Origin of the sequence: Ruegeria sp. R8_1, from assembly GCF_017743815.1 — a bacterium.
Lineage (GTDB): Bacteria > Pseudomonadota > Alphaproteobacteria > Rhodobacterales > Rhodobacteraceae > Ruegeria > Ruegeria lacuscaerulensis_A.
Genome location: NZ_JAGHRL010000005.1, coordinates 289,733 through 305,623 on the forward strand (window position 1 = coordinate 289,733; position 15,891 = coordinate 305,623).

At 53.4% G+C, this 15,891-nt stretch carries 9 protein-coding genes; 8 read left to right on the plus strand and 1 reads right to left on the minus strand.

Annotated elements, in window-relative coordinates:
• Positions 1-14: 14 nt before the first annotated feature.
• From J7380_RS13525 to J7380_RS13535, 3 genes are all read left to right on the plus strand, one after another.
• Complete coding sequence (locus J7380_RS13525; RefSeq protein ID WP_209196302.1) at positions 15-878, plus strand: LysR substrate-binding domain-containing protein; 864 nt, start codon at positions 15-17, stop codon at positions 876-878.
• Positions 879-1,096: 218 nt separating this feature from the next.
• Positions 1,097-2,788: a type I secretion system permease/ATPase gene (locus J7380_RS13530; RefSeq protein WP_247742554.1), complete on the plus strand. Its 1,692-nt coding sequence runs from the start codon at positions 1,097-1,099 to the stop codon at positions 2,786-2,788.
• Complete coding sequence (locus J7380_RS13535) at positions 2,788-4,104, plus strand: HlyD family type I secretion periplasmic adaptor subunit (RefSeq protein WP_209196304.1); 1,317 nt, start codon at positions 2,788-2,790, stop codon at positions 4,102-4,104. The genes J7380_RS13530 and J7380_RS13535 overlap by 1 nt, the downstream gene beginning before the upstream one ends.
• Positions 4,105-4,117: 13 nt before the next feature.
• Here J7380_RS13535 and J7380_RS13540 read toward each other — a convergent pair whose 3' ends face one another.
• A complete protein-coding gene (locus J7380_RS13540; protein WP_247742555.1) occupies positions 4,118-6,166 on the minus strand; it encodes a dockerin type I domain-containing protein in 2,049 nt (682 codons plus the stop codon).
• Between the two features lie 149 nt (positions 6,167-6,315).
• Between J7380_RS13540 and J7380_RS13545 the strand changes: the two genes are divergently transcribed.
• The 5 genes from J7380_RS13545 to J7380_RS13565 are packed head-to-tail and all read left to right on the plus strand — an operon-like array spanning position 6,316 to position 15,839.
• Positions 6,316-10,188 carry an Ig-like domain-containing protein gene (locus J7380_RS13545; protein WP_247742556.1) on the plus strand — a complete coding sequence of 1,291 codons (3,873 nt, stop codon included), beginning with the start codon at positions 6,316-6,318 and terminating at the stop codon, positions 10,186-10,188.
• Between the two features lie 59 nt (positions 10,189-10,247).
• On the plus strand, positions 10,248-11,054 hold the full coding sequence (locus tag J7380_RS13550; protein WP_209196305.1) for a SapC family protein: 807 nt from the start codon (positions 10,248-10,250) through the stop codon (positions 11,052-11,054).
• Positions 11,055-11,060: 6 nt separating this feature from the next.
• A complete protein-coding gene (locus J7380_RS13555; RefSeq protein ID WP_209196306.1) occupies positions 11,061-12,401 on the plus strand; it encodes a TolC family protein in 1,341 nt (446 codons plus the stop codon).
• Positions 12,398-14,545, plus strand: a complete 2,148-nt coding sequence (locus J7380_RS13560; protein WP_209196307.1) for a type I secretion system permease/ATPase — start codon at positions 12,398-12,400, stop codon at positions 14,543-14,545. The genes J7380_RS13555 and J7380_RS13560 overlap by 4 nt, the downstream gene beginning before the upstream one ends.
• Positions 14,529-15,839 carry an HlyD family type I secretion periplasmic adaptor subunit gene (locus J7380_RS13565; RefSeq protein WP_209196308.1) on the plus strand — a complete coding sequence of 437 codons (1,311 nt, stop codon included), beginning with the start codon at positions 14,529-14,531 and terminating at the stop codon, positions 15,837-15,839. The genes J7380_RS13560 and J7380_RS13565 overlap by 17 nt, the downstream gene beginning before the upstream one ends.
• Positions 15,840-15,891 lie beyond the last annotated feature (52 nt).

The following is a 15,891-nucleotide window of genomic DNA, read 5'->3' on the forward strand; positions in this document are numbered from 1 at the left end:
TTCAGGTTTTCTCAATGCTTAAATCCGAGCTCAGATCTTTCCATGCGGTTGCGACATTCCGAGGGTTCTCGGCTGCCGCGAGGGAGCTCAACATCACGCAACCTACGCTCTCGACACAGGTAAAAGACCTCGAAAGCCGCTATAATATTCAACTTTTCAACCGCGTTGGGCGTGAAGTACATCTGACCAACGCAGGCGAAGAATTGTTAGCCATTACATCGCGATTGCACCAGGCCGAGATTGACGCCGAAACGCTGCTAGAGTCGTTTCGGGGATTTCACGCCGGTCGCCTCAGTATTGCCGCGGTCGGTCCTTTTCATGCAACGGATATGATCGTTGCCTTCAAATCCAAATACCCGGCGATCGACATTGAGGTTTGGTTTGGCAATTCGCAAAGGTGTTTTGATCGGATTCTGTCCTACGACGCTGATGTCGCCATCCTGGCCGAAGTTCAATCTGACCCCCGAGTGACAACTCAGCTCTATAGTACACACCAGGTAGTGGCGTTCGTAAATTCCGACCACCCTTTTTACCATAAGGAAAGTATCTCAATTGCCGACCTTCACCGACAACGAGTAGTCCGACGCGAAGTCGGTTCCACCACGCGGCTGGCCATCGAAACCGAAACGGAAAAACGAGGCGTCATTCTGGATCCAATTCTGGAGTTGGGGAGCAGGGAAGCTATTTGGAAGGCTGTAGAACAGGGTATCGGAATCGGCTTCGTCGCCGATTTCGAATTCGTTTCACACCCCAATCTGCGCGCAATTCCGCTTAGAGATGCAATGGTTGAGACCCGCTATTATCTGGCACATTTGAAAGAGCGCGGAGACTCTCGACTTGTCCAATCCTTCTTTAAAACAGCACTAGAAGCCAAGTGAGGCTGGCTGCTTCCAAACCATTTCGACTGGCTCATTTGTTGCGAACACCACGCTGTATTCTGGTTTCGGCCTAGACTGGCATTTTCTCTTTCTGACCATCAGTCTAAGATGTGTCAAAGCTCTCAGGACCCAGGGTTCCGTTCGTGAAAAATAACTTAGTACCACCACCTGCCCCTCGCGAGGAGCTTAGAGCCGCGCGCAATCAGGGAGCAAAATTCTTGGCGCTTGCTTTCCTGTTCAGTGTGTTTGTTAACCTTTTGATGCTCACCGGCCCTCTTTTTATGTTGCAGGTCTACGACCGGGTGCTTGGTTCACGCGCGGTGGAAACGCTGGCAGCGCTTTTTTTGTTGGTCGCTCTGCTATATGCCCTGATGGCCATGTTAGACTATGCCCGCGGTCGGATTGTTGCGCGGTTTGGTGCACGGTTCCAATCCCAGTTGGATGAACGGGTGTTTGACGCCACTATGCGCAGATCTCTGCATCCACAAATCCGTGCAGCTCCGGCAACGGCCCTGCGGGATCTGGAATCCATTCAAAACCTATGCTCATCACCGGTATTGCTTGCTGTGATGGATATCCCGTGGACACCCGTTTTTCTGGCGGCCATTTTCCTTTTTCATCCGCTGCTAGGGTGGTTGGCCATCGCAGGAGGTGCGGTTTTGGTCGTCATCGCTCTGATGAACCAACAACTGACGCATCGCAAAATCGCCGCCGCACAATCTGCTTCGGCCAAGGCCAACTCATTTTCGGAACATGCCCGCCAAGCCGCTGAGATTGTGCGCGCTCAGGGTATGCAAACCGACATCACCAACCGCTGGCAACGACAGCGGACGGACGCATTGCGGCAAACGATTTCCGCCAGTGATTGGACGGGCAGCTTTTCATCTCTGACAAAGTCCCTCCGTCTGTTTTTACAATCTGCCATGTTGGCCCTTGGCGCGTTGCTGGTGTTGCGCAACGAAGTGACGCCAGGTGCTATGATCGCCGCGTCGATCCTACTGGGCCGAGCTTTGGCCCCGGTTGAACAGGCTATAGGACAGTGGTCGATGGTTCAGCGCGCCAGAACTGCATGGGTTTCATTGAACGAGTTCCTGCAATCTACGCCGCCCGATGCTCTGCGCACAAAACTGCCCACACCCGAGGCCAATTTAACGGCCAAGGCGGTCACGCTAATTCCGCCTGGCGCGGAAAGTCCGACACTGCGCAATGTGTCCTTGTCCTTGGAGCCGGGAAAAGCGCTCGGCGTGATCGGAAAAAGCGGGTCAGGAAAGTCAACACTGGCCAAGGCGCTTTTGGGCCTTTGGCGTCCCGTAAATGGCGAAGTCCGCTTGGGCGGAGCAACCTTGGATCAATACGATTCCGGCGAGTTGGGACAGCACATTGGATACCTGCCGCAGGATGTGACGCTGTTCAACGGAACCGTCTCAGAAAACATCGCGCGCATGTCCGAGAACCCGGATGCTCAGGCCGTGGTAGACGCCGCCAAAAAGGCAAATGCTCATGATCTGATTTTAACGTTGCCCAAAGGCTATGACACGTTTCTTGATGGCAATGACAGCCAGCTATCAGGCGGCCAGAAGCAACGTATAGCTCTGGCACGCGCGCTCTATGGAAATCCGGTTCTGCTTATATTGGATGAGCCGAACTCGGCCTTGGATGCCGATGGAACCGAGGCACTGAACGCGGCAATTCGCGGTCTCAAGTCCGAAGGAAAATCCGCCATCATAATGACCCACCGCCCGCAGGCAATTTCAGAATGCGACGACCTGGTCGTTATTGAAAAAGGGCAGGTCGTGAAATCCGGAAATCGGGACGAGGTTTTAGGAGCTATGGTACAAAATGCCAACGTGATCAAACGCGACCTTAGCAAAACGACTGTCAAGGTAACCCGAGAAAAGGCGAGCGACTGATGCCGGACCAGGACGCAAATAAAATACGGCCTGTCTGGCGCATAACTTTTCCTGCTATCGTCGGGTTTGTTGCCTTGGCGATCCTAGTTGGAGGATTGGGTATCTGGTCGGTTCGTACACGGCTTGCCGGTGCCATCGTGTCCCAGGGTACCATCGAAGTAGAGAGCAATCGTCAGGTCGTTGAACATCCTGACGGCGGCGTCGTCGGAGAGCTTTTTGCCCGCGACGGAGATGCGGTGGAAAGCGGCGACTTACTGGTGCGGCTTGATGATACTTTCCTCACCTCTGAAAAAACCATTGTCGAAGCGCAACTGTTCGAGCTTCTGGCGCGCAGAGCTCGTTTGGAAGCCGAACGCGACGGTGTTTCTATCGACAACCTGGCGGCGCAATTGCAAGAGCTTCAAATGCAAGAAGGTTTGGCCGATGACCTTGTCTACGGACAACAGCGTCTGTTCGAAGCGCGCCTGGAAACGCTGACACAACAGACCGGACAATTGCGCAACCAACTTGTTCAGATTGAAAGTGAGATCAAAGGCAACGAATCTCAACTGGCTTCCCTGCGCCGTCAGATGGAACTGATCAACGAAGAACTGGAAGACCAGCAAAGCCTGTTTAAACGTGGTTTAACCCCTGCAAGCCGCGTTCTGGCCTTGCAGCGTGAACAGGCTAGCCTGAACGGGGAAATCGGACGTCTTGAGGCATCCATCGCGCGACTTCGGGGGCAGATCGCTTCGACGGAAATCGAAATCGTCGAGTTGACCGCGACACGGCGCGAGGAAGCCATTGCAACACTGAGGGACATTCAGGCCCAGATCGCAGAACTTGCGGAAAGGAGATTGTCGTTAACCGTTCGCTTGTCGCGCCTGGATATTCGGTCTCCGGTCACCGGCACTGTTTATGGCAGCGAGGTATTTGCCTTGCAATCTGTGATCCAGGCAGGTGAGCCTATGATGTATATTGTGCCACAAGACACGCCGTTGCTGGTTGCAGCACGAGTGGATGCGATCCATGTGGATCAGCTGCATGTCGGGCAACCCGTTCTGCTGCGCTTCACGGCCTTTAACCAACGTGAAACGCCGGAAATTGCGGGCAAGGTTATCAATGTGTCAGCCGACACCTTCACTGACGAGGCAACAGGTCAAACCTTTTACCGCGCTGAAGTAACACCCGATGACGGCCAGGTCGAACGTCTGAATGGTCAGGAACTGCTACCGGGTATGCCAGTTGAGACTATGATCAAGACGGACGAAAGAACGCCCCTTTCCTTCCTCGTCAAACCGCTATCAGACTATTTCAATCGAGCATTCCGTGAATGACCTGAGAACGGGCTTAAACTGACTCGAGGTTACCTAGCAGTATTGAGGTCATGTCAGCAGCCAGGACATTGTCGACCACAACGATATCTGTGCCCGTCTCGTAACTGACATTGGTTCTGGTGACACCTGAAAGGTCTGCATCGGCATCGATAAAAACCCATTCCGCTTGGTGTGAAGAAGATTGTCCAACTGCCACTTGCAAGACAGCAAGCGCATCCAACGCGTTCACTGCACCGTCCCTGTTGATATCCGCCGCAATCAGATTTTCGGCGGTAGCCGGCCCCCATGTCGGGTCAAGCCCGACCGCAATACGAAGAACCTGAAGAGCATCAAGGGCTGTAATGTCTCCTGACGCCGTTGAATACCCTTTCACGATATCCAACTCACCCGTGAAGGTTCCAGATGGCAGGCCCAAGTCGAACACCCCGTCGTCGTCAGCCCGCGCGCTCACGGTCCCGCCTCCATCTATCGAAAAGCGGATCTCAGCGTCGCTTAACCCCGCATTTGTAGATGTGGAATCAATCGTAATGTCACCCTGAATGCCGTCCGAGCTGCCGGGATCAAGCCCACCGAAGTCGCCAAAATCGACGGGAATGTGGTCTGGCCCTCCAAATCCTGCCCCGAACACCTGTACAAGCGACAACGGGCTACCCGTATTCGAATTTACCTCGATCGTTTCATTCAGGTACTCGATTACCGCACCTGTTGCCGTGGACGTAAAGGTCAATTGTTCGGGCGTTCTGAGTAGAGGGTAGTCAAACACGTCCAACCGATCGATTCCGACCTGAAAATCCGTAATCGTAAAAGGGTCACTTCCGTATTGGGCAACAAAAATGTCCGCACCAGCCCCGCCCGTCATTGTTGTCGCTCCGGTGCCCGCAATCAGGATATCGTCCCCTGCGCCACCGTTCAAAGTTGTTTCCAGAATGCTGCCGCTGAGGATGTCGTTCTGACTTGTCCCGTTCACAGTACCGAACCCGTCACGTACGACGCCCAAATTGGACACATCGGCGGATAGCTGTGTCAGTCCCGCATCCTGCTGCGAGGCTACAAGTATCTGCAACTCATCACCCACATGTGCAACGCTGAAGGCTTCTACGTTTTGCAGACCGCTTTGAAGCGTATCTTCGAAACTGTCTTGGTGAATCAGTTGCCCGTCGGGCGTCATGGTGAACAGTGTCATACCGTCATCCCCTCCGCCGGCGACAACGAAAACATGGCCGTTCACCTCGACAACCTCGAGATCCTGAACATTGCCAAACCGCGTGTGTAAAGAATCCAGCACATGATCTGTGGGGGTCAAACTGCCGTTACTGCCAAGCATCATGACACTCAACGAGTTGCTCTGGGCACCGGCAACCACAACCCAGGACTGACCGTAAGCCTGAACGACTTCCACTGCGGTCGGTGTCGCAATCCCCAAGGTGCTAAGCGTGTCAGTATTATCCACTTCACTGATTGCGCCTGTTCCGTGATCGATACTGAAGGTTTCGACTGTCCCGGAAGTGGCATCGCTGGTCACCAGAATCGAACTGGACCCAATCTGTATCACTTGCATCGAATCAGCTTTGCCCGTGCTTGACCCCGCAAGACGCACAGTCCCATCACCATTGAGGTTATAGGTCGCAATCTCCCCGGTGGTTTCATGAGCTACAGCCAAAATTCCACCAGACAGCTGGGCCACGGCAGAGACATCCCCGCCTCCCACAAGTGTTCCTGTTTCTTGTAGCGCCCCGATTGTGCCGTCTGGATTCAGTTCATACCCAACCAATCCGCTGGCCGAGCGCACGTCCAACACCAGTTGGTCCCCGTCAGCAAAGGAAACGGGTGTTCCAGAACGTCCAACCTGAAACGAGATCGAACCCGCAAAATACTCGGTGTCTTGCACTTGCGGGATCGCACCGTCGATCAGTTTCCAAACAACCACGCCGCCGCCTGGGCCCGTCACGCTGTACAGATACGTTTCTCCGTTAAACGTTTTTAAAGCCGTATCGCCGATACCTGAATCGAGCGCTGCACTTCCCGTTGCAACCACTCCTTCGAACTGAAGCATCATAACCATCACCCCACGCCACATCTGGCTTCGTGAATAGGATGACCTGATGCCCAGGTCGAAACAAAAGCGCGATTGTGGTGAAAACGAGGAGTTCAGTTTCAGATTAACACAAATTTTTCAGGTCCGACCGCATGAGTCACAGATGGGAAAGACAGATGAACAGCAACTTGCCCCATTGGGCGGACGCGGACACCACATATGAGGGTAAGATGACCAAAGAACCTGAATCCAGAACCGGTACGCACGAATTGCAGGTGGAGGCAGCTGACAAATCCAAACTACAAAAGTGGATCGACGGAAAGATGCGCCGTTGGGCCGGAACAGGACTAGCCGGTGGTCTTGGTTCAACTCTGTTGGCATTGCCCGCACTTGCTCAGGCCACTATCGAGGAACTCTACGCCTTCCAATTCGCCGAAACCATTCCAGGTGTTCGATCGGTCAAGCTGTTGAAGGACGGAGATGTTCTTCTGAAATTGGCAAATGGTCAAACGATGGTCGTTGCAGCTGAAAAGGTTCAAATTCTTGAAAGCGGCGCCATTATGATAGCCGAGGATGCGGTGGCCGAAATTGCACAATTCAGCCTGGCGGCCGAAGCTGGCGGCGCGGTTGGTGCCGGTGGCATCAGCGGCGTAGGCGCTGCACTTGGGGGGCTTGGGCTGGCAGGGGCTGCAGCAGCCGGCGCAGGAGGAGGAGGCGGTGGCGACTCTGCTCCTCCCCCGGCTCCGACCTACCCTCACCTGAACCTTTCTGGTGTACAATCCACCGCATTGAGCAGTGCCGCATTGAACATAAACGCGGCTGAAGGCGCGGAGTCAGTCCAAGTTGCTATTGGAAGTTTTGTCGCGCCGGCCACCTTGAACAGCGATGGAACCTGGAGCCTGTCTTTATCGCCTGCACAGGCAGCCAACCTACCTCAAGGCGTGACAAATGTTGTCGTCCGCAGCCTCGACGTTGATGGGAACGAAATCTCGACCGAGACGGTCACTTTTGACATCGATACATTGCCACCAAACGTGGCAATTTCAGGAGTCTCAGCTGGGAACGTGATGAACGCAGCCGAACAGGCAACTGACCTGATAGTCTCTGGCACGACAGACGCAGAAGATGGACAAACAATTACGGTTACCGTCGGAGGTCAAACCTATACCGGATCAATCTCAGGAGGACAGTGGGCCGTCACGGTTCCCAGCTCGGATCTGGCTGCATTGTCCGATGGCTCTACCATTACTGTTACAGCGGACGTCCAGGACGAGGCCGGAAACCCGGCCGTTCAGGCTACGACCAGCATCGAAACCGATTTCACCGCACCGGCTGTCACTTTAGATCAGGTTGCAGGTGGGTCGATTGACCTTATTGATGTAAGCAGCGACTTGTCACTGACCGGCACGACCACGGCCGCCGACGGGGAAGCAATTACGGTAAACTTCAACGGTCAAACATATTCGACAACGGCCTCGAGCGGCAGCTGGAGCGTTTCGGTTCCGGCCGCCGATCTTTCGGGGTTAACGACGGGAACGCCGGTATCTGTAAACGCGGTTGCCTCTGATGCCGCCGGTAACGTTTCACCTCCGGCCTTCAGTTCTGTACCCGTGGACCTGACTGGCCCCACTATCGCTATCTCACCACTGCCCGTTGGAAGTGTCATCAATGCCGCTGAAGTTGGGGCAGATCTGACCATCAGTGGAACAAGCGGAAATGTACAGGATGGACAGCAGGTCACAGTAACAGTGAACGGGCAGACATATACCGGCAATATCACGAGTAGCAGCTGGAGTGTAACCGTCCCCACAGCTGATCTGGTCGCCCTCAGCGACGGTGGCTCATTCACGATTACGGCAGACGTGATGGACACAGATGGTCTTAATGCCCCTCAGGCCAGCGCGACCTTGGACAAAGATGTGACCCCCCCGACCCTGAGCATCGACAGCTTTTCTAGCGGAACCGTTTTAAACTCATCCGAGCGGGGAACTGATTTGACGGTTAATGGATCGTCGACAGCGGAAGACGGCCAAGCTGTCACTGTTGAAATCAATGGACAGACATACTTTGGAACCGTGTCCGGTGGCACCTGGAACGCCACCATCCCTGCGGCACATCTGTCGGCGTTGACTGATGGCGCTACGATTTCTGTCACGGCCAATGTTTCGGATGCAGCGGGCAATCCTGCATCCGAGGCCAGCAGCAGTTTTATTACGGACTTTACCGCTCCAACGGTCAATATCACCGGGCTATCCGATGGCGCTGTCCTAAACGGATCTGAGCAATCCACTGACATGACAGTTTCTGGGACTTCGGATGCTGCAGACGGCACGGTTGTCACTGTTGAAATCGCTCGCCCAGACGGCACCGTGGATGTTTCCGGGACGACAACGGTCTCTGGTGGCACATGGAGTTATACTGCCTCTTCAACGGCGTTGGGTACATTGCAAGATGGGGTCACGTACAATGTCACATCGACGATTGCGGACGCAGCCGGAAATGTTTCCAGCGACACCGGGACTTTGCAAACCGATTTTAGCGCACCTTCCATCACGTTGGATGCGCTGCCAATAGGGCCAATCCTAGATATCAATGAAGCAAGCAGCGATCTTGTGGTCTCGGGGTCGACCAGTGCAGAAGACGGACAGATTGTTTCAGTCACATTGAACAATCAAACTTACACAGCTGTTGTCACCGGAGGGACTTGGTCCGCGACAATTCCAACGCTCGATCTTTCATCTTTGTCGGACAGTACCGGATTCACCTTGTCAGCGACGGTCAGCGACACAGCAGGCAACTCGGCGACGCCAGCTACGACAAGCCTTACAACCGATTTGCGCCCGATTTTGACTATAAACCAGACGGGATCAAATAGTGCGGTTGACCTTGGTAGCGCCCAGAACTCGGGCGTTACAGTTTCCGGAACATCAGTTGGTTTGAGTTCAGGACAAAGTGTTGACATTACGCTGAACGGGTCTCCGGTCGGGTCTGCGACTGTAGCCGCTGATGGCAATTGGTCTTTGCCAGTAAGCGCTTCAGCTTTCACCGGCATTGATGCAGGGGACAATTTGAACTTTCAGGCTTCGGCAACAGTAAGCGGAGGTTCTGATCCTCTTCCGGTTTCGGACCAGAACAATGCTCACGAGCCCGGGGCGTATACGATTGTCCAAACAGACAGCAACGGCTCAACTCTGACTTTCGAAATTTACGCAGACCCGGGCCGAGATATATCGAGTGGCTTGGCAATCACTGCAGAACTCGGGTTTGACCCATCGGTGGTAACGTTCGATTCCGGGTCGGATGTAGAAAACGGGGCTTTTGACCTGTTTCTCACCAATCCGGTTGGAGCATCGGCAGTAAGTTTCGGCGGAGCAGCCACTGTGTTCACGGATCTCTCCCAACCTTTAGTAACTTTCACCATGACGGTACAAGATGCCAGCCAGCCTGTAGTGTTGTCCGTGACAACACCTGACGGTGGTCCAACAGTTTATCACTTAGGCACGGACGGTGACGAAACCCTCACGGCAACCGATGTCGACAACGTTTTGCGCGGTCAGGGAGGCGACGATTCGATCGACTTGACCAGTACGGGACGAGACCTTGTGGTGTTTGAAGCCGACCCAACGGAAAACGGGGTGGACACGATTACAGGTTTCACTTTGGGTCCCGTTTCCGACGTCACCGACGCATTGATGTTCAGCGGTCTCAACGTAAGTTCCTTGCGCGGCAATGGAACCGGAGTTGAGACCCTCGGCGCAGGGGACGCTTTAGGCGGGAATACCGGCGTTGTGGGCTTCACGACTGTCTTGTCAGATCTGACATCTGGCACCATCGAAACGGCAGTTGAAAGCCTGACTGGCGTACAGAATGGGGACGAGATTTTCGTACTCGCCACCGACGGCACGGACAGCGTACTGGTCAAGGTTGATTATTCGGCTCCGGGATCGGCAACAGTCGATACTGTCGCTCAGTTCACGGGATTGAATGATCTAAGCGGACTGAGCGCAGACAACATCCTACATACCGACCCGACCGGCGCGTCGGTTTAAATTCCTGCCACGCTGCCGGCAATTATTGCCGGCAGCGACTCCAGAACGGAAGTCCGCACATGTCAAAAACTAACTTGGCACCAGTGACCTACTGTCGCCACAAAGACAAAGGTTGGTCTCGATTCAAGACCTACCACTTCGCAGAAAACATTAGGCACTGCCCTATTGTTCTTCAGGAAATTTTTCAGGCAGCGTCAGCATATCCAATTGTTTTCAGACAAATTGGTCAACACATCATGCCGGTCGCTCTGCTTTCAATGAGCGAAACACAGACTTCACCTTTTGTTGCGCCGGATGGTCGCTGGCTTGCAAGCTATGTGCCAGCTGCATTGCGCTGTCCCCCTTTTGAGGTGGAAGTAACAGACCCGAAAACCGAAGACTACAGACTAATGGTCAACGAGCGTTCCGAGTTGATTGGACTAAAATCCGACGGAGAACCTTTTTTCGATGACAACGGTGAACTGTCGCAAGAATTACGCCGCGTTCTAGTCTTTCTAAAAGCCTGCGCGATCGAGACAAACAAAACACGCAAGCTATGCCAGATGATCTCTGATCTCGGTTTTCTTAAGCCCATAGAAACTTTCGAAAACGTTTCACTACCTACGGGTTGCTTTGGTGCATCGCTTCCAAAAGTACGAGAAATGCCATCAGACACCTTAGCTTTTTTATACGAAAGCGGTGCCCTGCTTTTGATCCATGCACATAAGGTTTCTATGGCTCACTGCACCTGGATTTCGCGCGCTCAAGAAAAATTGACTTATGATCGCTTCGCAAAACCATTCACAGAAAATTCAGAAGTATCTGATTTCATTCAAGCATTAGCGTGCGCCCAGTCGGATGAAATGATAGAAATCGGTGAAACGTGAACTGTAATGGCAAATCTCAGATTCACCCCCATCACAAAACTGCTCTTTGTTCTTTGTTGCTTATCAGGATGTGCTTCCGCACCTGACCTGGCGTTTGTTGAAAAGTCTTTTGAGCACGGATCGGTCGGTGTCGGCGCAACCGCGCCTTCACCTGAATTGGCAAAAAGTGAGTTCGGTCAACTCGTACGTTCGGCCGTTCAAAACAGCCCCTCCAACGCACGTAGCGCAAGCAGATATGACCTTGCAATAGCAGATCGCGATTCCGCCCGGGGCGCATTTCTGCCACGCGTTTCAATGGGAATTAACGCCAGATCCGAACGCGTGGACAGCGATATTGCAAGCGTAACGCCCTTCTTTCGAATATCGCAACTAGTATATGACGGCGGCGCTGCGTCCGGAGAATTGACTGCCGCGAAAGCCCGAGTTCTTGAAAGTCGCGGCGATCAACTGCAAACTGCCGCTGCCATCGCCCTAACCGCAATTGAGGCATATGTCTCAGTTACTAATCAAAGAGAGATTCAAAGAATTTCCCTTGAAAACGTGGGCGTCCATGAGGAAATAACGCGCCAGATTACAGAGCGTTTTGAACAGGGCGCCGGTTCAAGCGCCGACGTATTGACCGCGCAGTCCCGCATGGCAGACGCGCGGACACGGTTCGCAGATGCCAGAGCCCGCACAGATCGAGCTGAAGCTCAGTTTCATGAAGTGTTTGGCCACGAACCTGGCACCTTATCACCAGCGATAGAAGCTCCAAGCGTGCCAAGAACAGATGCACAGATCATTGCCGAAAGCCCTCAGGTTCGCCGTGCTGATGCTTCTTTGCTGGCGGCTAAATCGCAGCAGTCAGCGGCGATTGCAAGACGTCAACCCGACATAGAAATTGCGGCCTTCACGGATCGCGATGAAGACAATGATGCGAATTTCGGCGTTGATCTATCGTTCAACTACGAACTTGACAGCACAGGCCAACGAAAGGCGGCGATTGCCTCAGCAGAAGCTCAGGTCAAAGAGGCGGAATTTGCAAGAGAAGATCTGGTTCGTCAACTTCGCCGTGAGTTAGAATTCGTGCGCTCTGACCAAATAGCGGGAGCGGAAAGACTACAGGCAGCTCGGATTGCAGCCACCGTTAATGCTGACAGCGTTAAAGCTGCTCGCGCTCAGTTCACCATAGGGCGGCGCAGTCTGATCGAAATCCTCGACGCACAACGCGACTTTGTTAACGCGCAGGAACGGCTAATCCTCGCCGAACAGAGTTTCTTTCTGACAAACTATGCGGTGCTCAGTTTGACAGGGGACATCCTTGATCTGTTGGGAATCCAGACGTTTGAGCATGGAGCAAATCAATGATCGACCTGCGTTCCCTAACCAAAAGGACAGATTTACCTGATCTGGAAACGTGTTTGATTCACGTAGCCTCATCTTTGGAAAGATCGATTTCAGTAGCCAGCTTGCAGGCTGCACGGTCCGGGGTATCGGGGAACTTAACCATTCCCCACGCGATTCAAGTTGCGCAAAATGCCGGACTCCAAGCTGGTTTTGGCGCTTGGACGCTCTCGAGTTTCGACAATACGTTGGCTCCTGCCCTGTTGTTTTTAGAAGACGATCGCGTCGTGGTTTTTCATGGGCGCACGACCAGTGGCAGGGTCTTAATTTATGATCCAAGTCTGGGTGAAGAGATTGGTGAAGTCTTGGAAAACAATCTCCAAGATGTTTATACCGGTTATGCGATCGTATTTCGCCGGTCTCAATCCGAAGATACAAAAAACAGCGGGTACCCTAATGCGGGCCATTGGTTCTGGTCCGCGATGGCAGCAAACCGTTGGTCCTATTTTCAGGTTGTCCTGGCGGCCTCGATTGCCAACCTGCTAGGTTTGTCCACCTCTGTTTTCATCATGGTCGTCTATGACCGTGTTTTACCTAACGAAGCCAAGGAATCACTAATTGCGCTGACAATAGGCGTTGGGTTGGCTTTGCTGTTCGACTTCGCCCTCAAGTTGTTGCGGGCAGGGTTCATTGATCAGGCTGGGCAGAAAGCCGACTTGATCATCGGGCGTCGGATTTTCAATCAATTGGTTGATCTGCGCATGACTTCACGTACCGGTTCAACCGGCGCTATGGCGAGCACAGTTAGGGAATTCGAAACTCTGCGAGAGTTCTTTACTTCGGCAACCCTCGTCGCCTTAGTGGATTTGCCGTTCATTGGCTTGTTCATATTTGTAATTTACTTGGTCGGGGGCCCTTTAGCACTTGTGCCCGCTTTGGCAGTGCCGGTTGTTCTGACGACGGGTCTGATTGCTCAACCAATTCTGTCACGGCTGGCCGAGCAGAGTTTTTCAGACGGGCAATCCAAGCAATCCGTACTAGTCGAAACTGTGTCAGGGTTGGAAACCATCAAAACAACGGCTGCGGCACAACAAATGCGTGCCCGTTGGGAAGATGCATTGGAACGGCAGTCTTCCCACGGCGTGAGAAGTCGTGCAGTTACGCAATTTGCACTAAATTTGACGGGTTTCACGCAACAGGCGGCCCAAGTGTTGATCGTGTTCTACGGAGTTTTTCTAATTGCCGATGGTCATGGAAGTATGGGTGCGCTTATAGCTTCGGTTATGTTGACAGGACGGGCATTGGCGCCGCTTGGGCAACTGGCCCAGACACTTACACGGATCAATCAGGCCCGAAGTGCCTTTAAGAACCTTAACGCACTGATGAACGCCACGAATGAACGACCTCAAGGTCAAAAGTGGATACGTCGACCTGAATGCCAAGGCCAAATAGCATTCAGAAACGTGGAGTTCACTTATCCAGAGCAGGCGGACGCTACTTTGTCAGGCCTTTCCTTCGATATCAAACCCGGAGAAAAAGTCGCAATTCTCGGCCCAATCGGCTCGGGGAAAAGCACAGTCACACGGCTGTTGCTTGGGCTATACCAGCCCCAGTCCGGGTCTGTGATGCTTGACGGAGTGGACATTCGCCAGCTGGACCCCGGGGATCTGCGTCGAAACATCGGGACCGTTCTACAGGATATCTGGCTCTTCTCAGGGTCGATACGGGACAATATTGCAAGTGGCAGCACCAGGCCTCGCGACCAGGACATTATCGAAGCCGGTAAAATTGCAGGTGTAGAAGATTTTATCGCCAACCGATCCGGGGGGTATGACTTAATGTTGTCAGAACGTGGCGAGGGTTTATCAGGTGGGCAGCGGCAGTCTATTGCCCTAGCCAGGGCTCTAGTAACTCGCCCTCCAATTCTGTTGTTGGATGAACCGACCAGTGCGATGGACGTCAAAACTGAAGCGAAAGTAGTAGACCGCCTCAAGAAAGCGACGACGGATACTACGGTGGTCATCGTCACCCACAGAACCAGCCTGCTGTCATTAGTGGACCGTGTCATTGTTATCGAAAATGGACAGGTCAGCGCCGATGGTCCCAAGAGTATCCTAACTAGCCACACCCCTGCTCAGCGGAGGCATCTGAATGTCGCAGCATCATGATTTTGCGTCATTGGCACGGGAAATGCGCGGACGGTCACCTCTTAAGGGCTCGATCCTGTTATTGCTCATATTGGCGTGTCTTATCAGCGCGGGTTTGTGGGCCTATCTTACGGAACTGGACGACGTAACACGTGTAGACGGCCGGGTGGTTCCATTGGCGGACGTCCAGCTGATCGAAGCAACAGAAACTGGTGTGCTCCAGCATCTGCACGTGAACGAAGGTCAATTCGTGGAAAAAGGCGCGCTGCTGATGGAGTTCGACACGACGCAAATCGATAGTCAATTCAGTCAGGAACAACAGCGCGCTTTTGGATTAATGGCACGGGCGGAGCGGCTGATGGCCGAAATTGAAGACCGTGAGCTCTTTTTTTCCAAGGAACTGATGGAAGGTGCGCCGGACGTGGTCAGATCGGAAACTGCTTTGTACCAAGGTCGTCAGTCAGAGCTCATCGCTGAGATCGCGATCCTCGAGCGTCAACGGGAGCAGAAACAAAGGGAGTATGAAGAAGGGCTGGTAGACAAGTTAACAGCCGACGAAACTCTTAAGATCCTAGCTGAAGAGCGCGCCATCATGACGCCGCTTGTAGAAAAACGGATGGAACCCGCCACGACGCTGTTGACTCTGCGCCGTAATGAAGCCGAGTGGCATGGGCGCAGAACACGTGCGCAAGCGGTGACCAACAGGCTGCAGACCGGCCTCGCAGAGATTGACGACCGAATTCGTGCGACGCGCAGCCGGTTTCACACCGCGGCCTTGACTGATCTTGCTGTTACAACGGCGGAATTGGCAGCGCTAAAACCCGTTTTGCCGGCTTTGCAGGATCGCGCAAGTCGCGCGCAAGTTAGATCTCCGGTTCGAGGCGTGGTCAACCGGATTCACAGAACCACGATTGGTGGGTTGGCCCGCAGCGGAGAGGAATTGATCGAGTTAGTTCCACTCGGGGACAATTTGCTTGTCGAAGCCTACGTGCGTCCAGATGATATCGCGTTTTTGCACGCCGGACAGCCGGTGAAGGTCAAAATCACCGCTTATGATTTCGCGCGATACGGTGCGCTGGATGGGGAAATCGTCCGGATCGGTGCAAACACGATAACGCGATCAGAACGAAATGACGAAGAAGTTTTTGTCGTTGAGATTCAAACCAAACAGTCTTTTCTGGATGCCAACGGAGTGGCAGTTGAGATCATTCCCGGCATGATCGCCGAAGTCGATATTCTAGCGGGACGAAAAACTGTGATGGAATACCTGATAAGACCCGTCGTCAAAGTCAAAGAGCAAGCTCTGCGGGAATAGAAAGAAGTTCTGAAGGCGGGCCAACCGAACTAATAACCTGAAATCACTTGGC